Source organism: Hydrogenophaga sp. OTU3427, from assembly GCF_038440225.1.
GTDB lineage: Bacteria > Pseudomonadota > Gammaproteobacteria > Burkholderiales > Burkholderiaceae_C > Hydrogenophaga.
This window is the reverse complement of sequence record NZ_JASATI010000006.1, coordinates 100,881-120,364: the sequence shown is the minus strand read 5'-3', so window position 1 is coordinate 120,364 and position 19,484 is coordinate 100,881. Positions and strand designations below refer to the sequence as shown.

Below are 19,484 nucleotides of genomic sequence, written 5' to 3'. Positions count from 1 at the left end.
CGCATCACCGATTTCCAAGTATGACATTCACCATCACCGTACAACCCAGCGGCCGAACCTTCACCAGCGAAACGGGCGAGGCCATGCTGGCCGCCGGCATCCGCCAGGGCATCGGCCTGCCCTATGGCTGCAAGGACGGCGCCTGTGGCTCGTGCAAGTGCAAGAAGCTGTCGGGCACGGTCGAGCACGGCCCCCACCAGAGCAAGGCCTTGAGCGTCGACGAGGAAGCCGCGGGCTACGTGCTCACCTGCTGCGGCGTGGCCACCAGCGACGTGGTGCTGGAGTCGCGCCAGGTGACCGAGGCCGGTGCCTTCCCGATCAAGAAGATGCCGGTGCGTGTGAGCGCGCTGGAGCGCGTGTCGTCGGACGTGATGGTCCTGCGCCTGCAACTGCCGGCCAACGACACCTTCCAGTACCACGCTGGCCAGTACGTGGAATTCCTGCTGCGCGATGGCGACCGCCGCAGCTACTCCATGGCCAACGCGCCCCACACCCAGGCCGACAAGCCGGGGCTGGAGCTGCACCTGCGCCACATGCCAGGCGGCAAGTTCACCGACCACGTCTTCAGCGCCATGAAGGAAAAGGACATCCTGCGCATCGAGGGCCCCTACGGCAGCTTCTTCCTGCGCGAGGACAGCACCAAGCCCGTGATCCTGTTGGCCTCGGGCACGGGATTCGCGCCCATCAAGGCCCTGATCGAACACATGGCGGCCAAGGGCATCACCCGCCCCACCACGGTCTACTGGGGCGGACGCCGCCCGGCCGACCTCTACCAGCACGACTGGCTGCTGGCACAGGCCGCCGCCCTGCCCTGGCTGAGCTATGTGCCGGTGATCTCGGACGCCCTGCCCGAAGACCAGTGGACCGGTCGCACCGGCTTTGTCCACCGCGCCGTGCTGCAGGACGTCCCCGACCTCTCCGGCCACCAGGTTTACGCCTGTGGCGCGCCCATCGTGGTCGACTCGGCACGCGCCGACTACACCCACCAGGCCGGCCTGCCCGAGGAAGAATTCTTCGCCGACTCGTTCACCAGCGCGGCCGACAAGCTCGCCGCATAAAAGGACCCCCGATGACGATGCAACGCCGCTCCCTGATCACCGCCGCTGCCCTGGCGCCCGTGGCCGCGCTGGCCCAGGCCCGCACCACGCGCATCGTCGTGCCCTTCGCGGCCGGCGGCCCCATCGACGTCACGGCGCGCATCCTGGCCGAGCGTGTCAAGGACACGCTCGGCAGCGTGATCATCGAGAACCGCCCCGGCGGCGGCGGCAACATCGGCGTGGACGCGGTGGCCAAGGCGGCGCCCGATGGCCTGACGCTGGGCATCGCCACCACCGCCTCCCACGGCATCAACCCCTGGCTGTTCAGCAAGCTGCCGTTTGACCCGGCCAAGGACTTCGCGCCCATCACCCAGATGCTGCGGGTGCCCAACGTGCTGGTGATCAACGCCGACACCGCGCAGCGCCTGAACATCCAGAGCCTGGCCGACCTGGTGAAGTACGCCAAGGCCAACCCGGCCAAGCTCAACTACGGCTCGGGCGGCAACGGCAGCGCCGGCCACCTGGCGGGCGAGATGTTCAAGAACCAGGCCGGCATCTTTGCGCTGCACATTCCCTACAACGGGGGCAACCCGGCGCAGCTGGCGCTGCTGTCGGGCCAGGTCGACTTCAACTTCGACAACCTGGCCACGGCCGCGCCCAACATCCGCTCGGGCAAGCTCAAGGCCCTGGCCGTGACCACGCTGGAGCGCTCGGCCGTGATGCCCGAGGTGCCCACCGTGGCCGAGACCTACAAGGGCTTTGCCATCGACACCTGGTGGGGCCTGATCGCCCCGGCCGGCACGCCTCGTGATGTGGTGAACAGGCTCAATGTGGCCTTCGTGGACGCGCTGAAGTCCACTGAAGTGAAAACCCGCTTCGCCAACCTGATGGCCGAACCGGCGCCCAGCACGCCCGAGCAGTTCGACGACTTCATGAAACGCGAACGCAGCAAGTACGAGCGCGTGGTCAAGCTCAGCGGCGCCAAGGTCGACTGATGGCCCGGGCGTTTCAGACGCCGAAGTAACGGTCGGTGCGGTGGTTCACGCCGATGACGAGGTTGACCGCCACCGCCCCCAGCACCGACAGCAGCAGTTGCAGCGGCGACAGCACCACCAGGCCACCCAGCAGGATGAGCACGTCGGCGCCCATCTGCACCGTGCCGGCGCGCCAGCCGCGCGTCTTCTGCAGGTAGATCGCCAGCACGCCGATGCCGCCCAGGCTGGCGCCGTGGCGGATGAGGATGAGGATGCCGGTGCCGGCCAGCAGCCCGGCCATGACCGCCGCGAACGCCGGGTCCAGGTGGCCAAAGGACAGCAGGCTCGGCAGCGCCTCGACGTAAAGCGACATCAGGCCGACGGCCACGAAGGACTTGAGCGTGAACACCGGCCCCAGGGCCAGCCAGGCGAAGACGTAGAAGGGCAGGTTGACCACGAACAACCAGGCCCCCAGCGGCCAGCCGCTGAGGTAGTGCAGCACGAAGGCCAGGCCGGTGGTGCCGCCGGTGAAGAGCTGGCTTTCGCGGAACATCAACACGGCCAGCGCGACGAACAGGCAGCCGGTCATCAGCCCCAAGGTGTCCTCGAACACGCTGTGGGGCACGGCCGCCGGCAAGGGGGTGCGCTGGGTGTCCATGGCGGCCTGCGGTTCGGTGCTCAGTAGCGGTTGGGGGTGGCCAGCACGGCCATGGTCACGCGCGACACGCAGACCAGCTTGCCGGCCTCGTTGTTGATGCGCACGTCCCACACCTGGGTGCTGCGGCCGATGTGCAGCGGGCGCGCCACGCCGAACACCCAGCCACCCTCCACGGCGCGCACGTGGTTGGCGTTGATTTCCTGGCCCACGCAGTGGAACCGCGCCGGGTCGACGACATAGGACGCGGCCCACGAGGCCAGGGTCTCGGCCAGCACCACGGACACACCGCCATGCAACACACCGGCCGGCTGGCGGGTGCGTGCGTCCACTGGCATGCGCCCGGCCAGGAAGTCCTCGCCCACTTCGGTGAGTTCGATGCCCAGGTGGCCGTTGGCGCAGCCAGCACCCCGCTGGTTGGCCTGCTCCAGGGGAAAGGGGGTGTGCCAGATGCTCATGGGCATCAGCCTTTCAGGAGAATGCGCACGTCGCTGGTCAGGCCCTCGATGGGACTGCCATAACGGTGGTACAGCCGCACGCGGCCGCTGCCGTCAAAGATATAGCTGCCGGCCGAGTGGTCCATGGTGTAGCTGGTGGCGGTCTTGCCGTCGACCTTCTTGAAGTAGATCTTGAAGGCCTTGGCGAGCTCGGGCAGCTGGTCCAGCGTGGGCGTGAGGGCCACGAAGCTGGGGTCGAAGTTGGCCATGTAGGCCTTGAGCACCTCGGGCGTGTCGCGCTCGGGGTCGACGCTGATGAAGATGCCCTGGAGCTTGTCGCCATCAGCGCCCAACTGGCGCCTGACGTTGGCCAGCTCGGTCATGGCCGTGGGGCAGACGTCGGGGCACTGGGTGTAGCCAAAGAAGACCACCACCACCTTGCCCTTGAAGTCGGCCAGGGTGCGGCGCTGCCCGTTGTGGTCGGACAGGTCGAAGCCGCTGGCGTAGTCGGCCCCGGTGATGTCGATGCCGGCGAAGGCGGGCTTGTCGGGCGAGCAGGCGGCCAGGGCGGCGGCGGTCAACAAGAGGCTGCGGCGGGTGAACGTCATGGCGGTCATGCGATGTAGTGATCGACCAGCAGCGCGGCGAACAGCAGCGAGAGATGGATCAGGGAAAAACGGAAGGTCTTGCGGGCCAGGGCATCGGAATAGTTGCGCCACAGCGCCCAGGCGTAGGCGCAGAAGCCGATGCTCAGCAGCACCGCCACGGCCAGGTAGAGCCAGCCGCTCATGCGCATCACGAAGGGCAGCAGGCAAGCGGCGAACAGGATGAAGGTGTACAGCAGGATGTTGAGCCGCGTGAACTCGGAGCCATGGGTGACCGGCAGCATGGGCAGGCCCGACTTGCGGTAGTCCTCCACCCGGTACAGCGCCAGCGCCCAGAAGTGCGGCGGTGTCCAGAGGAAGATGATGAGGAACAGGATCAGCGCCTCGGGCGCGACCACGTTGGTCATGGCCGTCCAGCCCAGCACCGGCGGCATGGCGCCCGAGGCACCGCCGATGACGATGTTCTGCGGCGTCAGCGGCTTGAGGATGACGGTGTAGATGACCGCGTAGCCGACGAAGGTGGCGAAGGTCAGCCACATGGTCAGCGGGTTGACCCACAGGTAGAGGATGGCCGAGCCGATGCCACACAACACGGCCGAGAACGTCAGTGTCTGGGTGTTGCTGAGTTGGCCCTTGGCGGTGGGGCGCCAGGCCGTGCGCTTCATCTTGGCGTCAATGTGCTGCTCGACCACGCAGTTGAAGGCCGCGGCCGCGCCGGCCACCAGCCAGATGCCGAAACAGGCCACCGCCATCAGCCCCAGTTGCGGGAGCGTGGGCAGGCCGGGCACGGCCAGCACCATGCCGATGAGGGCACAGAAGACGATCAGCTGGATCACGCGCGGCTTGGTCAGCGCGTTGAACTGGCGCCAGGTGGAAGGCAGTGGCGCGGCCACGGTGGCGGTGGTGTCGGGCGCGCTCATGCGGGACGTCCTGTGGTCGATGGGCGAAGGCCCGTGGAAGGGGCGGAAACGGGCGCGGCGCGCACCGACAGCAGCACGCCGGTCAGGGCCACCACCAACGCGGCGGCGCCCCCCGTGTGGGCCACGGCGGCCAGCAGCGGCCAGTCCAGCACCACGTTGCTCAGGCCGGTGCCCAGCTGCCAGAGGGCGCCAAAGGCGATCCAGCGGGCCTGGTGCCGCAGCATGGCGGCACCGGCGCGCCGCAGCCGCCACGCGGTCCACAGCAACGCCGCCAGCACCAGCAGCGCCATCACGCGGTGGGCCATGTGGATGGCGGTGAGCGCGGCGAAAGGAATCGCGCTTCCCCGGCTGTCGCGTCCCAGTTCGCGCCACAGCTCGAAGCCGGCTGAGAAATCGGTGGCGGGCCACCAGGCGCCCTGGCACATCGGGAATTCGCTGCAGGCCAGTACCGCGTAGTTGGTGCTGACCCAGCCGCCCAGCGCGATCTGCAGCCACAGCAGCACGAACACGCCCCACAGCGCCAGCACCGTGCCGCGCGGCAAGGGCGACACCGGCCAGGACAGGTCGGCACGCGCGTACTGCACGGCCTGCGCGCGCAGCAGGGCCAGCAGGCCCAGCCCGAACAGCAGGTGCAGGGTGACGATGGCGGGGAAGAGCTTCATGGTGACGGTCAGGGCACCAAAGGCTCCCTGCACACAGACCCACACCAGGGTGATCAGCGGCCACCAGGGCGACACCGGCACCCGGCGTCGCTGCTGCCAGGTGACGGCGGCCAGCACGGTGATCAGCACCCCCACGCCGGTGGCCAGGTAGCGGTGGACCATTTCCACCCAGGCCTTGGGAAAGGTGACCGGGCCGCTGGGCATGGCGGCCTGCGCGGCGCTGATGTCGGCGTGGGCGCCCAGCGGGCTGGCGGCGCCGTAGCAGCCGGGCCAGTCGGGGCAGCCCAGGCCCGAATCGGTCAGGCGGGTGAAGGCGCCGAACAGCACCAGATCGAAGGTCAGGAACAGGGTCACGACGGTGAGCAGCTTCAGCCGCTGCGCCGGCGTGGCGTGCGGCTGGCGCCGCCACACCCACAGCAGCGGCAGCACCGCCACCAGCACGCCCATCAGCATGAGGCGGCTGGCGGGCGACAGGTCCACAAGCGACGAGGCATCCATCAGGGCCGGCCTTCCTTGTCCCAGAAGGCCGAGGCGCGCAGCAGGCGGTCGAGGTCGCGCCGCACGCGGGCCGGATCGGCCTGGGCCGGGAAGCGCATCATCCAGTTGCCCAGTGGGTCGACCACGTAGAGGTGATCCGCAAGGCGCTGGCCTGGAGCGGGCACGAGCCAGCTGGCCAGCGCCGCTTCGTCCACCCGCAGCACGGTGGCCTGCGCGGTGGCGCTCTGGAGGGCGGGCGTGAGTTCGGCGTTGCCGGTGCGCAGCCAGACCCAGTCGAGCCGGCCCTTCTCCTTGCCCAGGCCCTCGCGCAGCTGGCGCTGGAGGTAAAGGTGGCGTTCACAGTCGGCGTCGCAGGCGCTGTCGGCCACGCTGATCAGCAGCCACTGGTCCTTGAGGGTGGGCAGGGACACCGTGCGGCCCTGGGCATCCAGGCCCTGCAGGGCGGCGGGCAGCGGCCGCTGCGGATCGATCAGTTCGCCGTAGTTGCGCCGCCCTTCGGGGCGCACCACGTAATAGGTGAAATAGGACGCGATCACCGGGGCCGCGCACACCAGCAGCACCGCCAGCATCTTGAGGCGTCCGCTGCGGGTCGCGGCGGTCCGTTCGGCGGCGGTCGCGTCCCACTGCGGCAGCGAATGCACGGTCAGCCCCAGGGGCTCATCCGCGGCCATGGGTGCGCGCGCGTCGGCGGGGGGCGATGATTTGGAACCAGACATACAAGAGGGTGAACAGGGTGCTGAGGCCAAACCACTGGAAGGCGTAGCCATGGTGTTTGTGAACGTCGGTGGCCGGCTGCGGCCAGTTCCGCGAAAGGCCGTCGGCGGTGTCGCCGAGCTGCACGGCGGTGACGGGCAGCAGGGGCAGCTGGAACTCCCGCGCGTAGGCGTCCAGGTCCGTATTTTGCCGGATCGGGCCGGGCTCCCCAGCGCCCAGCTCATAAAGCTTGGGCGGCGGCGGGGCCAATCGCACGCTGAGCGTCACCGTCCCGGCCGGCGTGGGCACCTCGGGCACCTGGGTGCGGTCGACGAAGTTGCGCACCACCCAGCCGCGCTGCACCAGCAGCACGTCACCGCTGCCCAACAGGCGCAGCGGGGTCAGCACAAAAAAGCCAGGGCGGCCGTTCATCTGCCGGTTGTCCAGGAACACGGTCGCGCCGGTCACCCACTCGCCGCGCACCAGCGCGTGACGGTGCCACAGAGACGGTGGATCGCCACGCAAGGCCTCGTTGCCCAGCGGCGCCTGTTCGCCCTGGCGGGCGATGCTGGCGGCAAGCCGCAGCTTCTGGTCGGCACGGTCGAGCTGCCACAGGCCCAGGGCCACGCCGGCGGTCACCACCAGGGCGGTGGCCAGGGTGATCCACCAGAAGTGGCGGGACGGCTTGCTCATGGGCGCCATGGGGTGTTCATCGGATAATCCGGGGCATGAAAGTTCTCGTCATTGTGGCCTTCGTGGCCATCCTCGGCAGCCTGGCGGCGGCGCTGTTCTTCATGATGCGCCGGCCGCCCGAGGGCAGTTCGCCGGACAAGGCCCGCCACATGGCGCGGGCGCTCGCCTTCCGCGTCGGCTTCTCGGTGCTGCTGTTCGTGGTGGTGCTGTTGAGCTACAAGATGGGCTGGATACACCCGACGGGCCTGCCCGCCACGCGCTGAGCCGCGCCGGCAAGAAAAAAGCGCCCGAGGGCGCTTTTTTTGTGGCCAGGGGCGCGTGTCACATCCAGTAGACGAGGATGTACAGGCCCAGCCACACCACGTCCACGAAGTGCCAGTACCAGGCCGCGCCTTCGAAACCGAAGTGGCGTTCCTTAGTGAAGTGGCCTTTCTGCAGCCGCAGGGTGATGAACAGCAGCATCAGCATGCCCACGAAAACGTGGAAGCCGTGGAAGCCGGTCAGCATGAAGAAGGTCGAGCCGTAGACGCCGGAGGACAGCTTGAGGTTGAGATCGCTGTAGGCGTGGGCGTATTCGTAGCCCTGCACGAACAGGAAGACGATGCCCAGCACCACGGTCATCCACATGAAGGCGATGGTCTTGCCACGGTTGCCGTCCTGCAGCGCGTGGTGGGCCACCGTCAGCGTGACACCCGAGCTCAGCAGCAGCGCGGTGTTGATGGTGGGCAGCCAGAACGGGCCCATGGTTTCAAAGGGCTCGACGATACCGGCAGGCGACGCGGTGGCACCGATCTGCAGGCTGGGCCACACGGCCTTGAAGTCGGGCCACAGCAGCGCGTTCTCGATGCCGCCCAGGGCGGGCACCGAATGCACGCGCGCCCACCACAGGGCGGTGAAGAAGGCACCGAAGAACATCACTTCGGAGAAGATGAACCAGCTCATGCTCCAGCGGAACGACAGGTCCACCTTGTGGCCATACAGGCCACCTTCGCTCTCGGTCACGGATTCACGGAACCACTGGAAGAGCACCACGCCCCACCAGGCCAGCCCGAAGGCGACCGAGTAAGCGCCCCACTGGGCGCCGTTGACCCATTGGCCAGCACCCAGGATCACGAAGAACAGCCCGATGGCCGCCATCACCGGATGCCGGGAGGGTCCGGGGACGAAGTAGTAAGGCGTTGTGCCGTGTGCGGTTGATGACATGCTCACTCCTATGGGCTTTCGCTTATTTGAATGTGTGAAATTGAAAACGTTGTTCGACGGCTCAGGCCACCACCCAGCGCACCAGCAGCATGAGGCCGGCCACGAAAGCCAGCGCCACCACCAGACCCACGGCCAGCAGGTGCAACGGGTTGAGTTTTTCCAGGTCTTGCTGGTAGTCGGTGCGCCGGCGCACGCCCAGGAAGCCCCACAACACCGCGCGCACGGTGTAGAGCAGGCCAGGCTTGCGTTCGGTCACGGGCGCGCCTTTGCTCATGTGCGCTCCGCCTTGGCGGGTGCCGGCAGCGGCACCGCCTGCGTGGCCACCGGTTCGGCCGGCACCTTGCCGCCCACCTCGAAGAAGGTGTAGGACAGTGTGATGGTGGTCACGTCCTTGGGCAGGCGCGGATCGATCACGAAGGCCACCGGCCACTGCTTCTTCTCGCCCGGCGCCAGCGTGTACTGCGTGAAGCAGAAACACTCCAGCTTGTTGAAGTGCTGGGCGGCCTGGCGCGGCGCGTAGCTGGGAATGGCCTGTGCGGCCATGGTGCGGTTCTGGATGTTCTGGAACTCGTACATCACCGTGGTCAGCTGACCCGGGTGCACTTCCATGGAACGGCGCTCGGGCTTGAAGTCCCAGGGGCCGCGCGCATTGACATCGAACTCGACCGTGACCAGGCGGCTGGTGTCGACCTGCGTGTTGGCCGGCAACTTGAGCTTGGCGCCCGGCACTTCGCGCTCGGACAGGGCCAGCACGTTGATGCCGGTCATCTCGCAGATGGCCTTGTACAACGGCACCAGCGCGTAACCAAAGGCGAACATGCCGAGCGCGATGACGCCCAGCTTGCCCACCATGCGGAGATTTTCGCGTTGGACTCGCATTGTGTGTGTCAGCCCGCTTGTGTCACAGACCGAACAACACGCGCTTGGCGACGAAGCCGACGAAGAACACCGCGGCCACGGACGCCAGGATCAGGCCCAGGCGGACGTTGCTCTTTTTTTGTTCAGGCGTCATGGCGTGTGTGGTGTCGCTCATGGGGATGGGCGGATCAGCCGATCACCTTGGTGGCGGTGGCATCCAGCTTGGGCGGGTTCTCGAAGGTGTGGAAAGGCGCGGGCGACGGCACTTCCCACTCCAGGCCTTCGGCACCATCCCAGGGTTTTTGCGAGGCCTTGGGGCCCTGGCCGCGCATCATGGGCACGACCACGAACAGGAAGAAGTAGACCTGCATCAGACCGAAGCCGAAGGCACCGACGGAGGCGATCATGTTGAAGTCGGTGAACTGCGCCGGGTAGTCGGCGTAGCGGCGGGGCATGCCGGCCAGACCCAGGAAGTGCATCGGGAAGAAGGTCACGTTGAAGGTGATCAGCGAACCCCAGAAGTGGATCTTGCCGCGGGTTTCGGAGTACATGACACCGGTCCACTTGGGGCCCCAGTAGTAGACGCCAGCGAACAGGGCATACAGCGAACCGGCCACCAGCACGTAATGGAAGTGGGCCACCACGTAGTAGGTGTCCTGCATCTGGATGTCGATCGGCGCGACCGACAGGATCAGGCCGGTGAAGCCGCCGATGGTGAACACGAAGATGAAGCCGACGGCAAACAGCATCGGGGTCTCGAAGGTCATCGAGCCCTTCCACATGGTGGCGATCCAGTTGAACACCTTCACGCCCGTGGGCACGGCGATCAGCATGGTCGAGTACATGAAGAACAGCTGGCCAGTCACCGGCATGCCGGTGGTGAACATGTGGTGGGCCCACACGACGAAGGACAGGATGGCGATGGAGCCGGTGGCGTACACCATGGAGGCGTAGCCGAACAGCTTCTTGCGGGCGAAGGCCGGGATGATCTGGCTGATGATGCCGAAGGCCGGCAGGATCATGATGTAGACCTCGGGGTGGCCAAAGAACCAGAAGATGTGCTGGTACATCACCGGGTCGCCGCCGCCGGCGGGGTTGAAGAAGCTGGTGCCGAAGTGGCGGTCGGTCAGCGTCATGGTGATGGCGCCGGCCAGCACGGGCATCACGGCGATCAGCAGGTAGGCGGTGATCAGCCAGGTCCAGCAGAACATCGGCATCTTCATCAGCGTCATGCCAGGGGCGCGCATGTTGAGGATGGTGACGATGATGTTGATCGAGCCCATGATGCTTGATGCACCCAGGATGTGCATGGCGAAGATGCCAGCGTCCATGGAGGGGCCCATCTGCAGCGTCAACGGGGCGTACAGCGTCCAGCCGGCGGCGGGCGCGCCGCCAGGCATGAAGAAGGAGGCCACCAGCATGATCGCGGCGGGGATCATCAGCCAGAAGCTGAAGTTGTTCATGCGCGCGAAGGCCATGTCGGATGCGCCGATCTGCAGCGGGATCATCCAGTTCGCGAAGCCCACGAAGGCCGGCATGATGGCGCCGAACACCATGATCAGGCCGTGCATGGTGGTGAGCTGGTTGAACAGCTGCGGGTTCAGCAGTTGCAGGCCGGGCTGGAACAGCTCGGCGCGGATGCCCAGGGCCAGCACGCCGCCAATCATCAGCATCGTGAAGCTGAACAGCAGGTACAGCGTGCCGATGTCCTTGTGGTTGGTGGCGAACACCCAGCGACGCCAGCCCGTCGGGGCGTGGTGGTCGTCGTGGCCGTGCCCATGCGCATCGTGGTGGTCAAGTACTGCACTCATTTGGCTTTCCTTACGATCTCAGATTCTTTGCACAGGCTCACTTGCGGGCGGCCAGGACGTCGGCCGGCTGAACGAGCTGTTCGGTCTTGTTGGACCAGTTGTTCTTGGCGAAGGTCATCACGGCCGCCAGCTCGGTGTCGTTGAGCTGTTTCCAGGCCGGCATGGCGCCGTTGTTCTGGCCGTTGAGCAGCACCGAGATCATCTTGTTCTTGTCGGCGTCCAGCACCACGGCAGCGCCGTCGAGGGGCTTGATCGGGCCAGCGCCCTTGCCGTTGGCCTGGTGGCAGGCGGCGCAGTTGGCGGCGTAGACCGACTCGCCACGCTTGACCAGATCGGCCAGGGTCCAGACCTTGCTTGGGTCATCGGCGGCGGCGGCCATGGCCTTCTTCTTGCCATCGACCCAGGCGGTGTATTCCGCGGCGCTCACCACTTTCACGTGGATGGGCATGTAGGCGTGTTCCTTGCCGCACAGCTCGGCGCACTGGCCGTAGAAGTCGCCGGTTTTTTCGGCACGGAACCAGGTGTCGCGCACGAAGCCGGGGATCGCATCCTGCTTGACGCCAAAGGCCGGCACCATCCAGGCGTGGATCACGTCGTTGGCGGTGGTGATGATGCGGATCTTCTTGCCCACGGGCACGACCAGCGGGTGATCGACCTTGAGCAGGTAGTCGTCGGGACGGTCGCCGGCTTTCGGGTTGTTCGACAGTTCGCGGTGCGACTGGTCCAGGGTGGAGACGATGCCAATGCCTTCGCCCTCGCCCTTGATGTAGTCATAGCCCCACTTCCACTGCATGCCCGTGGCCTTGATGGTCACGTCGCTGTTGGTGGTGTCCTTCTGCGCGACCAGCACCTTGGTGGCCGGCAGGGCCATGCCGATGACGATGAGCAGCGGGACGATGGTCCAGCCCAGTTCCACCCAGATCGGCTCGGGCAGTTCCTGCGCCTTGTGGCCGACCGACTTGCGGTGCTTGAGGATGGAGTAGAACATCACGCCGAAGACGATCACGAAGATCACCAGGCACAAGATCATCATGAACCAGTGCAGCCAGTGCTGCTCTTCGGCGATCTTGGTCACCGCCGGAGCGAAGTTGAGCTGATTGACCGCAGGACCGCCCGGCAGGTCGTTGACCGCATGGGCGGCGGTGCTGATCCAGGCACCCGCGCCCGCCACCAGGGTGGCAGCGGCGGATTTCAGGCCAGTCGCGCACTGGCGCACCGATTCTGCTGCTTGTTTCATCGTGCTCACTTTTGATCTCGCCTCAAATATAACTATTGATTTATATCAACGTTCGATTACACCAAACTTTTGCCCCCTGCCCGGCCCGTGCGACATTTGCGTCACGCGTTGCCGTGCAGGGCCTGTCGAATCTCGCGCGCCAGGGCCGGCCGCAGTTCCGCTCTCATGAATCGCCCCACCCTGACCTTGCGGTTGCCCGCGCTCACCTCGATCAAGGCCCCGTCGCCATCGCGGGGCCCGATGCGGACCCCGTCGCGTGCGAACTCGGTGCGCTGCAGCCGGCCGGCCGATTCGAGCTCCACCACCAGGCGGCCCGGCTCCAGCCGTATGCACTCGCCATCGGTGGCATGGCGGGCGTACAACAGGAACGCCACACCGGCCACCACCAGCTCGATCGCCGTGAAAGGCAAGACCAGCACCGCGCCCTGCGACCAGGAGAACAGGCCCACACACAGCGACAGCCCACACAACAGGCCGAAGCACACAGCGACCTGCCGCGGCGCCAACGCGCAATTGCGCTTCAACCGCCACAGCGTGCCCTGATCGGTCACGGTCGCGAAGCGCAGCGGCGGGCGGGAATCGGCCATGCTTGCACACCCAAAACGGCCGCGCCGCCTCTGGTGCTCACCAGGGCGCCAGCCAGCCGGGGAAAATACCCCAACACTTCTTGATCGGCGCCAATTGTAGCGGCGCCGGGGGTGGGTTTCTCCGCGGTGGCCGAGCAAACGCTCAACCCTGCCTGGGCGCGCGCAGCATGTTGCGCATGTCCTGCAGCGAAATCGCGCTGGCCTCGCCGGGTTTGAGCCTTGGGCGCGGCTTGAAGGCGTGGCCGTAGACGATCTCGAATGTCAGCAACAGCCGCCCGTCGGCATCGCGTGGCAGGCCCGCCTCCAGCGCCTCGCGGTACCGCCGTCCCCAGGCGCGCGAACGCAAGCCTGCAAAGCGCTGCGGGTGGCGGTTGCGGCCCAGTTCGCGCAGGTCGGCCAGCAAGGCGTCGGCGCCGCTGTAAGTGAGCACGATGCGCTCCATGTCCATCACCGGCTCGGCGAAACCGGCGCCCACCAGGCGGTCGCCCCAGTCGTGCATGTCGACAAAGGGCAGCGATGGCTCCGCCCAGCCCTGGCGCAGGTGCAGCTCACGCAGTTCGCGCAGGGTGTCCGGGCCCAGGCAGGAAAACATCAGGAAACCATCGACGTTGAGGCGTGCGAACCAGTCGGCCAGCCGCGCCGCGGGCTCGGGCTCGGCGTGCAGGGCCATGTTGGACCAGACCATGTCCACCGTCTGCCCTGCCAGGGCCAGTGCCAGCCTGGGCTGGCGCTTGAACGGGTTCCAGCCGCGCGCCGGCTGCAGCTCAGCCAACGCCCGCTCGGCCTGCGGGCCGTCCAGCCAGGCCTGGGCTTCGGGGTAGGCCGCGCGCACCGCCGCGTGGGCCTGCCGCCCCCCCGCCAGCGGCGCCCAGTTGAGCCAGGCGGCGGGCCGCAGCCGTATCCATGCCAGCCGCTCCGCCATGCGGCGCCCGACTTCCTCGTGCAGCCAGGGGCTGGCGGCGATGTCGCTGGGCAGGAAGGTGGGCATGGTGGCGAGGACAAGATGGGCCAGACGGCGGCCGGGCAGTATAGTCATTGCACAGCCTGCGCGCCGCCAGCGGGCACCGGGGAGGCATTGACGTGGACATCCGGATGGGCAGGCCCTTGTCGCGCTGTCAGGTGTGTGGCCGCTGGCCGGCCACGCCGGTGTGCCATGGCTGCCTGCGGCGCTTCGGCATGGCCGTGCCACGCTGCCCGTGCTGCGCCCACCGCTTGCCCCCCGGCACCGACGGCGCCCTGCCCTGCGGCCGTTGCCTGCGCCACCCGCCGGCGCTGCGGGCTTGCTGCGGCGTGGTCGACTACGCCTACCCCTGGCACACGCTGGTGGCACGCTTCAAGTTCCAGGGCGAGCCCGCCTGGGCCCGCTTCATGGCGGAACTGGCCTGGCAGCGCGCCGAGGTTCGGCAGGCACTGGCGCAGGCCGACACCGTGCTGCCCATCCCGCTGAGCCCGGCCCGCCTGGCCAGCCGCGGCTACAACCAGGCCTGGGAGCTGGCCAAGGCCCTGGGCGCCGGCCATGTGCTGTCCGATGGCCTGAGCAAGCTGGGCGACGGCCCCGACCAGATCCGGCTGTCGCGCGCCGACCGGCTGCGCCATGCACGCCAGTCGCTGGCGGTGACCCCTCGGCACCAGGCGGCACTGCGGGGCCGGCATGTGCTGGTGGTGGACGATGTGATGACCACCGGCGCCACGCTGAACGCGGCGGCCGAGGTGCTGCTGCGCGCTGGCGTGGCATCGGTCAGCGGCCTGGCCTTCGCCCGCACGCCGGACGGCGACTGAGCGCCCTCGGTATGATGCGCGCGCCATGTTCCACATCGTCCTCGTGCACCCCGAAATCCCGCCCAACACCGGCAACGTCATCCGCCTGTGCGCCAACACCGGCAACACGCTGCACCTGGTGGAACCGCTGGGTTTCTCGATGGACGACAAGCTGCTGAAGCGTGCCGGGCTGGACTACCACGAGTACGCCGAGCTGCGCCGCCACGCCAGCTGGGCCGCGCTGCTGGCCACGGAACAACCGCCCGCCGAGCGCATGTTCGCCTTCACCACGCGGGGTTCGCACAACGCCTTCGAGGCCCGCTTCCAGCCGGGCGACTGGCTGGTGTTCGGCGCCGAGACCCAGGGCCTGCCCGAAGCGGTGCGCGAACAGTTCCCGCTCGCGCAGCGCCTGCGCCTGCCCATGCGGGCCGGTCAGCGCAGCCTGAACCTGTCGAACGCGGTGGCGGTGGCCGGCTTCGAGGCCTGGCGCCAGAACGGCTTCAACGGTAGTACCTGACCAGCATCTCGGCCACGCAGGCCGGCTTGCCGCCGTCCTCGCGCTCCACCGTCACATCCCAGGTGGCCTGCAGACCGTTGCCGGCGATGGGCTCCACCGCCTTGAGCACCAGGCGGCCCCGCACCCGGCTGCCCGCCGGCACGGGCGCGGTGAAGCGCACCTTGTTCAGGCCGTAGTTCACGCCCATGCGCAGGTCCTCCACCACCATCGTGGTGTCAAAGAACCGCGGCACCAGCGACAGCGTGAGGAAACCGTGGGCGATGGTCGAGCCAAACGGGCTGCTGCGGGCGCGCGCTTCGTCAATGTGTATCCACTGGTGGTCGCCGGTGGCGTCGGCAAACAGCTGGATCTGCGCCTGCGTGACAGCGACCCAGTCGCTCAGCGCCACCTCGCGCCCCACCTCGGCGGCCAGGTCGTCAAGGGTGTGAAAGTGTTTCATGCGTCCAGCCATTGGCAGATGCCTTCCCATTGCAGGAGGTCTTTTTCCACCCGGCCGGGCGTCACGTCGAACACGGTCAGGCCACGCGCGGCCAGGTGCACGTAGTTCTGGGTATCGCGCAGGTGGCCCAGCACCGGCAGGCCCAGGCCCTGGACAAACTCGGTCAGCTTGTCGAAGGCGATGGTGCGGCCGTCCACCCGCATGCCCACCACACCGATCTCCGGGCGTTCGCCCTTGCGCAGTTCAACCAGCTCGTCGATGAAGGCACGGGTGGCGTACATGTCGAAGATGCTGGCCTGCAGCGGCACGATGACCTTGTCGGCCAGCTTGATGACGTCCTTGAAACGCCAGCCGTGCAAGCCCCCGGGCGTGTCCAGCACCACGTGGGTGGTGCCCCGGGGCGGTTTGACGATCAGATCAGGGCCGGCGTCCCAGGTCGCGATGGGTCGCGCCGCCTCGGGCCGCAGGTTCAGCCACAGGCGCGCCGACTGCTGGCGGTCGACATCGCCCAGCATGACCGCGTGGCCCTGGCGAGCCCAATAACCCGCCACCTGCGTGGCCAGGGTGGACTTGCCCACGCCCCCCTTGGGATTGGCGACAACAACAACTGGCATGCGGATCTCCTGTACGAGACCGGCATCTTACAAAAGCCGGCCCCGCGTCAGCCCACGTGGGCGAAGGCGTCCCACAGCAGCTTGACGCCGGTGAGGAACATGCCGGTGTAGACCAACCGGTAGAACAACCTGGGCTGGATGCGCCGCGCGACCTTGACCCCCGCCCACACCCCCACCGGCGCAAAAGGCAGCAAGGCCAGCGAGGTGACCATGTTGCGCGTGTCCAGCAGGCCCAGCAGGCCATAGGGCACCCACTTGCTGAGGTTGATGACGAAGAAGAACACCGCCATGGTGGCGGTGAACTTCACCGGCGAGAACTTCAGCGGAATCATGTAGGCGTTGATCGGCGGACCGCCAGCGTGCGCGATGAAGCTGGTGAAACCCGAGGTGGCCGTGAGCAAGGCCCCCAGCCAGCGTGGCGGCGGCGCGCTGTCCGGCTTGGGCGGAAACAGCAGGCGCTGGGCCAGGAACACCAGCGTGAAGACGCCCACCAGGCCCGCCACCACATGGGCGGGCAGGACGCGGAACAACAAGGCGCCGATCACGATGCCGACCAGGCCGCAGGGGATGAGGAACTTCAGCATCGGGATGTCGAAGTCCTTGCGGAAAGCGGCCAGGCCCAGCAGGTCCATCATCAGCAGCACCGGCATCAGAATGGCGGCCGCCTGCGGCACCGAGACGGCCAGGGCCATCATGGGCACCGCCAGCGAACCGAAGCCGGCGCCAAAGCCGCTTTTGCTCAAGCCCAGCAGCAGCACCGCCGGGATGGACACCGCATAGAAATACGGGTCGGTGATCAGCGCAAGGCTCAAACCTTCTCCAGCAGCAGCGCGATGCCCTGCCCCACGCCGATGCACATGGTGCACAGCGCGTAGCGCCCGCCCACGCGGTGCAGCTGGCTGGTGGCGGTGGTCACCAGGCGGGCACCGCTGGCGCCCAGCGGGTGGCCCAGCGCGATCGCGCCGCCCCACTGGTTCACGCGCGGGTCGTCGTCCTGCAGGCCCAGCTGGCGCAGCACCGCCAGGCCCTGGGCCGCGAAGGCTTCGTTGAGCTCGATGACGTCGACCTGCGCCAGCGAGATGCCGGTCTGCGCCAGCAGCTTCTGCGTGGCCGGCGCCGGGCCGATGCCCATGATGCGCGGCGGCACGCCGGCCGTGGCCATGCCCACCACGCGGGCACGCGGCGTCAGGCCGTTTTTGGCCGCCGTCGCTTCGTTCGCCAGGATCAGCGCGCAGGCGCCGTCGTTCACGCCGCTGGCGTTGCCGGCGGTCACCGTGCCGTCGGGGCGCACCACGCCCTTGAGCTTGGCCAGCGTCTCCAGGCTGGTGGCGCGCGGGTGTTCGTCCTGGCTCACCACGATGGCCTCGCCCTTCTTCTGGGCGATGCTCACCGGCGTGATCTCGGCCGCCAGGTGCCCGGCCTGCTGCGCGGCCACGGCCTTCATCTGGCTGGCCAGGGCCATGCGGTCCTGCGCCTCGCGTTCGATTCGGTAGTCGGTGGCCACGTTCTCGGCCGTCTCAGGCATGGAGTCGACGCCGTATTTTTCCTTCATCAGCTTGTTGACGAAGCGCCAGCCGATGGTGGTGTCGTACACCGCGTTGCTGCGGCTGAAGGCGCTCTCGGCCTTGGGCATCACGAAGGGCGCGCGGCTCATGCTCTCCACGCCGCCGGCGATCATCAGGCCGGCCTCGCCCGACTTGATGGCGCGCGCGGCCGTGCCCACGGCGTCCATGCCTGAGCCACACAGGCGGTTGAGGGTGGCACCCGGCACCTCCAGCGGCAGGCCCGCCAGCAGCGAAGCCATGTGGGCGACGTTGCGGTTGTCCTCGCCGGCCTGGTTGGCGCAGCCGAAGATCACGTCCACCACGCTGGCCCAGTCCACGTTCGGGTTGCGCGCCATCAGGGCACGCAGCGGGATGGCGGCCAGATCGTCGGTGCGCACGCTGCTCAGCGCGCCACCGTAGCGGCCGATGGGGGTGCGGATGGCGTCGCAGATGAAGGCTTGGGTCATGGGGTCTCCTCCGGAGGGTTTGAAAATCGGTCAACGGGTGGTGTGGCGATTCTCGCTTATGCTCCGCAGCCACCCCGTCCGCCCCCGCCATCGCCCCTTCAAGCCACCATGTTTGCCCCCTCACAAGCCGACGTCCGGCGCTTCTTCTGTTCGGTCTACAGCAAATGGCAACAAGGTCAGCCGATGGAAGCCATCGAGTCGCTGGCACAGCTGTGGATGGCCGAGCACCCGGAGTTCCATGCCGAGCTGGCCGACGTGGACAGCGCGCTGCAGCGCATGGAGGCGGCCGATCCGCAGGCCAGCAACCCCTTCCTGCACCTGTCCATGCACCTGTCCATCAGCGAACAGTGCTCCATCGACCAGCCGCCGGGCATTCGCCAGGCGGTGGAATTGCTGGTGGCGCGCCGCGATTCCCTGCACGACGCCCACCACGAGGTCATGGAATGCCTGGGCGAGATGTTGTGGGAAAGCCAGCGCAGCGGCCGTCCGCCGGATGGGCACGCCTACCTGGAGCGGGTGCGGGCCCGCGCCACCAGAGACTGACCCCCAGAAACACAAAAGGCCGCTCATGGAGCGGCCTTTTGCTGGGGTGAACCCGGCAATCAGCGGAAACGCGACTCGGGCTTGGTCTGCAGCTCGCCGTCCAGGCTGCCCAGGTAGCTGGCGATCTGCTTGAGCTCGGCCGGCTTGAACTGCTTGGCGATGCCGGCCATCACGCCGTTGGAGCGACCCACGACCTGGTTGCCCGTGACCGTGTAGGACTTGAGCGCGACGTAGAGGTAGTCCGAATGCTGGCCCGCCAGCTTGGGGTAGCTGGGGTCGATGGGCTTGCTGAAATTGGCTCCGTGGCAGGACACGCAGGCGCCCTTGGTCAGCAGGTCGGCCACCGGGCCGGCCGCGGCCTTGGAAGGCGTCTCGGCGATGGCGCCGGTGCCCTGGGCGGCATAGAACGCTGCCAGATCGGCCATGTCCTGCTCGCTCAGCGAGGTGGCGATGCCGCGCATGGAGGGGTGCTTGCGGTCGCCCTTCTTGTAGGCGGTCAGGGCGCTGACGATGTATTTGTCCGACTGGCCCTGGATCTTGGGCACCTTGTGGATCTCGGGGAAGCTGTTCTGGTAGCCCGGGATGCCGTGGCAACCGATGCACATGGCCGCCTTGGACTCACCCGCCTTGACGTCGCCCGCAACGGCCTGGGCCTGGGCCGCAAACGTCGCCAGGGTCAAGGTCACCAGAGCGACAACCGGCTTCAGCAGAGGGGACAACTGTTTGTTCATT

At 67.5% G+C, this 19,484-nt stretch carries 26 protein-coding genes; 6 read left to right on the top strand and 20 right to left on the bottom strand.

The window, feature by feature from the left end:
* The first annotated feature begins 20 nt into the window (after positions 1 to 20).
* Both AAHB17_RS05770 and AAHB17_RS05765 read left to right on the top strand, forming a co-directional pair.
* Entirely contained in the window at positions 21 to 1,058 is a 1,038-nt protein-coding gene (locus AAHB17_RS05770) for a CDP-6-deoxy-delta-3,4-glucoseen reductase (protein WP_342129544.1), read from the top strand.
* 17 nt (positions 1,059 to 1,075) lie between these two features.
* The gene (locus AAHB17_RS05765) at positions 1,076 to 2,032 is read left to right on the top strand and encodes a Bug family tripartite tricarboxylate transporter substrate binding protein (RefSeq protein WP_342129543.1); all 957 of its coding nucleotides are present in this window, start codon (positions 1,076 to 1,078) and stop codon (positions 2,030 to 2,032) included.
* A 13-nt stretch (positions 2,033 to 2,045) separates the two neighbouring features.
* Here AAHB17_RS05765 and AAHB17_RS05760 read toward each other — a convergent pair whose 3' ends face one another.
* The 7 genes from AAHB17_RS05760 to AAHB17_RS05730 are packed head-to-tail and all read right to left on the bottom strand — an operon-like array spanning position 2,046 to position 7,174.
* On the bottom strand, positions 2,046 to 2,669 hold the full coding sequence (locus AAHB17_RS05760; protein ID WP_342129542.1) for a YitT family protein: 624 nt from the start codon (positions 2,667 to 2,669) through the stop codon (positions 2,046 to 2,048).
* 20 nt (positions 2,670 to 2,689) lie between these two features.
* A complete protein-coding gene (locus tag AAHB17_RS05755; protein ID WP_342129541.1) occupies positions 2,690 to 3,124 on the bottom strand; it encodes a hotdog fold thioesterase in 435 nt (144 codons plus the stop codon).
* A gap of 5 nt (positions 3,125 to 3,129) precedes the next feature.
* The gene (locus AAHB17_RS05750) at positions 3,130 to 3,711 is read right to left on the bottom strand and encodes an SCO family protein (protein WP_342129540.1); all 582 of its coding nucleotides are present in this window, start codon (positions 3,709 to 3,711) and stop codon (positions 3,130 to 3,132) included.
* 5 nt (positions 3,712 to 3,716) lie between these two features.
* Positions 3,717 to 4,628, bottom strand: a complete 912-nt coding sequence (cyoE, locus tag AAHB17_RS05745; protein ID WP_342129539.1) for a heme o synthase — start codon at positions 4,626 to 4,628, stop codon at positions 3,717 to 3,719.
* Positions 4,625 to 5,788: a COX15/CtaA family protein gene (locus AAHB17_RS05740; RefSeq protein ID WP_342129538.1), complete on the bottom strand. Its 1,164-nt coding sequence runs from the start codon at positions 5,786 to 5,788 to the stop codon at positions 4,625 to 4,627. Before AAHB17_RS05740 ends, cyoE begins: the two co-directional genes overlap by 4 nt.
* Positions 5,788 to 6,504: an SCO family protein gene (locus AAHB17_RS05735; protein ID WP_342129537.1), complete on the bottom strand. Its 717-nt coding sequence runs from the start codon at positions 6,502 to 6,504 to the stop codon at positions 5,788 to 5,790. Before AAHB17_RS05735 ends, AAHB17_RS05740 begins: the two co-directional genes overlap by 1 nt.
* Complete coding sequence (locus tag AAHB17_RS05730) at positions 6,446 to 7,174, bottom strand: SURF1 family protein (RefSeq protein ID WP_342129536.1); 729 nt, start codon at positions 7,172 to 7,174, stop codon at positions 6,446 to 6,448. Before AAHB17_RS05730 ends, AAHB17_RS05735 begins: the two co-directional genes overlap by 59 nt.
* 35 nt (positions 7,175 to 7,209) lie before the next feature.
* Between AAHB17_RS05730 and AAHB17_RS05725 the strand changes: the two genes are divergently transcribed.
* Positions 7,210 to 7,437 (top strand): twin transmembrane helix small protein, encoded by a 228-nt coding sequence (locus AAHB17_RS05725; protein WP_342129535.1) that lies wholly within the window; start codon positions 7,210 to 7,212, stop codon positions 7,435 to 7,437.
* 58 nt (positions 7,438 to 7,495) lie between these two features.
* Here AAHB17_RS05725 and AAHB17_RS05720 read toward each other — a convergent pair whose 3' ends face one another.
* The 8 genes from AAHB17_RS05720 to AAHB17_RS05685 form a co-directional block, all read right to left on the bottom strand.
* Positions 7,496 to 8,377, bottom strand: coding sequence for a cytochrome c oxidase subunit 3 (locus AAHB17_RS05720; protein WP_342129534.1), 882 nt, complete (start codon positions 8,375 to 8,377; stop codon positions 7,496 to 7,498).
* 61 nt (positions 8,378 to 8,438) lie between these two features.
* Entirely contained in the window at positions 8,439 to 8,651 is a 213-nt protein-coding gene (locus tag AAHB17_RS05715; protein ID WP_342129533.1) for a DUF2970 domain-containing protein, read from the bottom strand.
* Entirely contained in the window at positions 8,648 to 9,256 is a 609-nt protein-coding gene (locus AAHB17_RS05710) for a cytochrome c oxidase assembly protein (RefSeq protein WP_342129532.1), read from the bottom strand. The genes AAHB17_RS05715 and AAHB17_RS05710 overlap by 4 nt, the downstream gene beginning before the upstream one ends.
* Positions 9,257 to 9,278: 22 nt before the next feature.
* Positions 9,279 to 9,389 carry a cytochrome oxidase small assembly protein gene (locus AAHB17_RS05705; RefSeq protein ID WP_342129588.1) on the bottom strand — a complete coding sequence of 37 codons (111 nt, stop codon included), beginning with the start codon at positions 9,387 to 9,389 and terminating at the stop codon, positions 9,279 to 9,281.
* A 34-nt stretch (positions 9,390 to 9,423) separates the two neighbouring features.
* A complete protein-coding gene (gene ctaD, locus AAHB17_RS05700) occupies positions 9,424 to 11,046 on the bottom strand; it encodes a cytochrome c oxidase subunit I (RefSeq protein ID WP_342129531.1) in 1,623 nt (540 codons plus the stop codon).
* Positions 11,047 to 11,083: 37 nt separating this feature from the next.
* On the bottom strand, positions 11,084 to 12,283 hold the full coding sequence (gene coxB, locus AAHB17_RS05695; RefSeq protein WP_342129530.1) for a cytochrome c oxidase subunit II: 1,200 nt from the start codon (positions 12,281 to 12,283) through the stop codon (positions 11,084 to 11,086).
* 101 nt (positions 12,284 to 12,384) lie between these two features.
* A complete protein-coding gene (locus AAHB17_RS05690) occupies positions 12,385 to 12,870 on the bottom strand; it encodes a DUF2244 domain-containing protein (protein ID WP_342129529.1) in 486 nt (161 codons plus the stop codon).
* Between the two features lie 142 nt (positions 12,871 to 13,012).
* Positions 13,013 to 13,858 (bottom strand): biotin synthase, encoded by an 846-nt coding sequence (locus tag AAHB17_RS05685; RefSeq protein WP_342129528.1) that lies wholly within the window; start codon positions 13,856 to 13,858, stop codon positions 13,013 to 13,015.
* Between the two features lie 92 nt (positions 13,859 to 13,950).
* Between AAHB17_RS05685 and AAHB17_RS05680 the strand changes: the two genes are divergently transcribed.
* Both AAHB17_RS05680 and trmL read left to right on the top strand, forming a co-directional pair.
* The gene (locus AAHB17_RS05680) at positions 13,951 to 14,649 is read left to right on the top strand and encodes a ComF family protein (protein ID WP_342129527.1); all 699 of its coding nucleotides are present in this window, start codon (positions 13,951 to 13,953) and stop codon (positions 14,647 to 14,649) included.
* A gap of 25 nt (positions 14,650 to 14,674) precedes the next feature.
* Entirely contained in the window at positions 14,675 to 15,145 is a 471-nt protein-coding gene (trmL, locus tag AAHB17_RS05675) for a tRNA (uridine(34)/cytosine(34)/5-carboxymethylaminomethyluridine(34)-2'-O)-methyltransferase TrmL (RefSeq protein WP_342129526.1), read from the top strand.
* Here the strand turns inward: trmL and AAHB17_RS05670 are convergent.
* The 4 genes from AAHB17_RS05670 to pcaF are packed head-to-tail and all read right to left on the bottom strand — an operon-like array spanning position 15,129 to position 18,209.
* A complete protein-coding gene (locus tag AAHB17_RS05670; protein ID WP_342129525.1) occupies positions 15,129 to 15,584 on the bottom strand; it encodes a MaoC family dehydratase in 456 nt (151 codons plus the stop codon). The two genes, trmL and AAHB17_RS05670, sit on opposite strands and share 17 nt — an antisense overlap.
* Entirely contained in the window at positions 15,581 to 16,198 is a 618-nt protein-coding gene (locus AAHB17_RS05665) for a ParA family protein (protein ID WP_342129524.1), read from the bottom strand. The genes AAHB17_RS05670 and AAHB17_RS05665 overlap by 4 nt, the downstream gene beginning before the upstream one ends.
* Positions 16,199 to 16,245: 47 nt before the next feature.
* Complete coding sequence (locus tag AAHB17_RS05660; protein WP_342129523.1) at positions 16,246 to 17,010, bottom strand: sulfite exporter TauE/SafE family protein; 765 nt, start codon at positions 17,008 to 17,010, stop codon at positions 16,246 to 16,248.
* On the bottom strand, positions 17,007 to 18,209 hold the full coding sequence (pcaF, locus tag AAHB17_RS05655; protein WP_342129522.1) for a 3-oxoadipyl-CoA thiolase: 1,203 nt from the start codon (positions 18,207 to 18,209) through the stop codon (positions 17,007 to 17,009). The genes AAHB17_RS05660 and pcaF overlap by 4 nt, the downstream gene beginning before the upstream one ends.
* Positions 18,210 to 18,317: 108 nt before the next feature.
* Between pcaF and AAHB17_RS05650 the strand changes: the two genes are divergently transcribed.
* Positions 18,318 to 18,752, top strand: a complete 435-nt coding sequence (locus AAHB17_RS05650) for a DUF1841 family protein (RefSeq protein ID WP_342129521.1) — start codon at positions 18,318 to 18,320, stop codon at positions 18,750 to 18,752.
* Between the two features lie 59 nt (positions 18,753 to 18,811).
* On the opposite strand, the gene AAHB17_RS05645 is transcribed toward AAHB17_RS05650, so the two are convergent.
* On the bottom strand, positions 18,812 to 19,483 hold the full coding sequence (locus tag AAHB17_RS05645) for a c-type cytochrome (protein WP_342129520.1): 672 nt from the start codon (positions 19,481 to 19,483) through the stop codon (positions 18,812 to 18,814).
* Position 19,484 lies beyond the last annotated feature (1 nt).

Excerpts from the sequence above, each read along its gene's own strand:
- AAHB17_RS05715 (WP_342129533.1), bottom strand. The coding sequence starts at position 8,651 with ATGAGCAAAGGCGCGCCCGTGACCGAACGCAAGCCTGGCCTGCTCTAC.
- AAHB17_RS05755 (WP_342129541.1), bottom strand. The coding sequence starts at position 3,124 with ATGAGCATCTGGCACACCCCCTTTCCCCTGGAGCAGGCCAACCAGCGG.
- cyoE (WP_342129539.1), bottom strand. The coding sequence starts at position 4,628 with ATGAGCGCGCCCGACACCACCGCCACCGTGGCCGCGCCACTGCCTTCC.
- AAHB17_RS05725 (WP_342129535.1), top strand. The coding sequence starts at position 7,210 with ATGAAAGTTCTCGTCATTGTGGCCTTCGTGGCCATCCTCGGCAGCCTG.
- AAHB17_RS05770 (WP_342129544.1), top strand. The coding sequence starts at position 21 with ATGACATTCACCATCACCGTACAACCCAGCGGCCGAACCTTCACCAGC.
- AAHB17_RS05720 (WP_342129534.1), bottom strand. The coding sequence starts at position 8,377 with ATGTCATCAACCGCACACGGCACAACGCCTTACTACTTCGTCCCCGGA.
- AAHB17_RS05710 (WP_342129532.1), bottom strand. The coding sequence starts at position 9,256 with ATGCGAGTCCAACGCGAAAATCTCCGCATGGTGGGCAAGCTGGGCGTC.
- trmL (WP_342129526.1), top strand. The coding sequence starts at position 14,675 with ATGTTCCACATCGTCCTCGTGCACCCCGAAATCCCGCCCAACACCGGC.
- AAHB17_RS05645 (WP_342129520.1), bottom strand. The coding sequence starts at position 19,483 with ATGAACAAACAGTTGTCCCCTCTGCTGAAGCCGGTTGTCGCTCTGGTG.
- pcaF (WP_342129522.1), bottom strand. The coding sequence starts at position 18,209 with ATGACCCAAGCCTTCATCTGCGACGCCATCCGCACCCCCATCGGCCGC.
- AAHB17_RS05730 (WP_342129536.1), bottom strand. The coding sequence starts at position 7,174 with ATGAGCAAGCCGTCCCGCCACTTCTGGTGGATCACCCTGGCCACCGCC.
- AAHB17_RS05750 (WP_342129540.1), bottom strand. The coding sequence starts at position 3,711 with ATGACGTTCACCCGCCGCAGCCTCTTGTTGACCGCCGCCGCCCTGGCC.
- AAHB17_RS05705 (WP_342129588.1), bottom strand. The coding sequence starts at position 9,389 with ATGACGCCTGAACAAAAAAAGAGCAACGTCCGCCTGGGCCTGATCCTG.
- AAHB17_RS05665 (WP_342129524.1), bottom strand. The coding sequence starts at position 16,198 with ATGCCAGTTGTTGTTGTCGCCAATCCCAAGGGGGGCGTGGGCAAGTCC.
- AAHB17_RS05650 (WP_342129521.1), top strand. The coding sequence starts at position 18,318 with ATGTTTGCCCCCTCACAAGCCGACGTCCGGCGCTTCTTCTGTTCGGTC.
- AAHB17_RS05670 (WP_342129525.1), bottom strand. The coding sequence starts at position 15,584 with ATGAAACACTTTCACACCCTTGACGACCTGGCCGCCGAGGTGGGGCGC.
- AAHB17_RS05735 (WP_342129537.1), bottom strand. The coding sequence starts at position 6,504 with ATGTCTGGTTCCAAATCATCGCCCCCCGCCGACGCGCGCGCACCCATG.
- coxB (WP_342129530.1), bottom strand. The coding sequence starts at position 12,283 with ATGAAACAAGCAGCAGAATCGGTGCGCCAGTGCGCGACTGGCCTGAAA.
- AAHB17_RS05760 (WP_342129542.1), bottom strand. The coding sequence starts at position 2,669 with ATGGACACCCAGCGCACCCCCTTGCCGGCGGCCGTGCCCCACAGCGTG.
- ctaD (WP_342129531.1), bottom strand. The coding sequence starts at position 11,046 with ATGAGTGCAGTACTTGACCACCACGATGCGCATGGGCACGGCCACGAC.
- AAHB17_RS05740 (WP_342129538.1), bottom strand. The coding sequence starts at position 5,788 with ATGGATGCCTCGTCGCTTGTGGACCTGTCGCCCGCCAGCCGCCTCATG.
- AAHB17_RS05690 (WP_342129529.1), bottom strand. The coding sequence starts at position 12,870 with ATGGCCGATTCCCGCCCGCCGCTGCGCTTCGCGACCGTGACCGATCAG.
- AAHB17_RS05685 (WP_342129528.1), bottom strand. The coding sequence starts at position 13,858 with ATGCCCACCTTCCTGCCCAGCGACATCGCCGCCAGCCCCTGGCTGCAC.
- AAHB17_RS05765 (WP_342129543.1), top strand. The coding sequence starts at position 1,076 with ATGCAACGCCGCTCCCTGATCACCGCCGCTGCCCTGGCGCCCGTGGCC.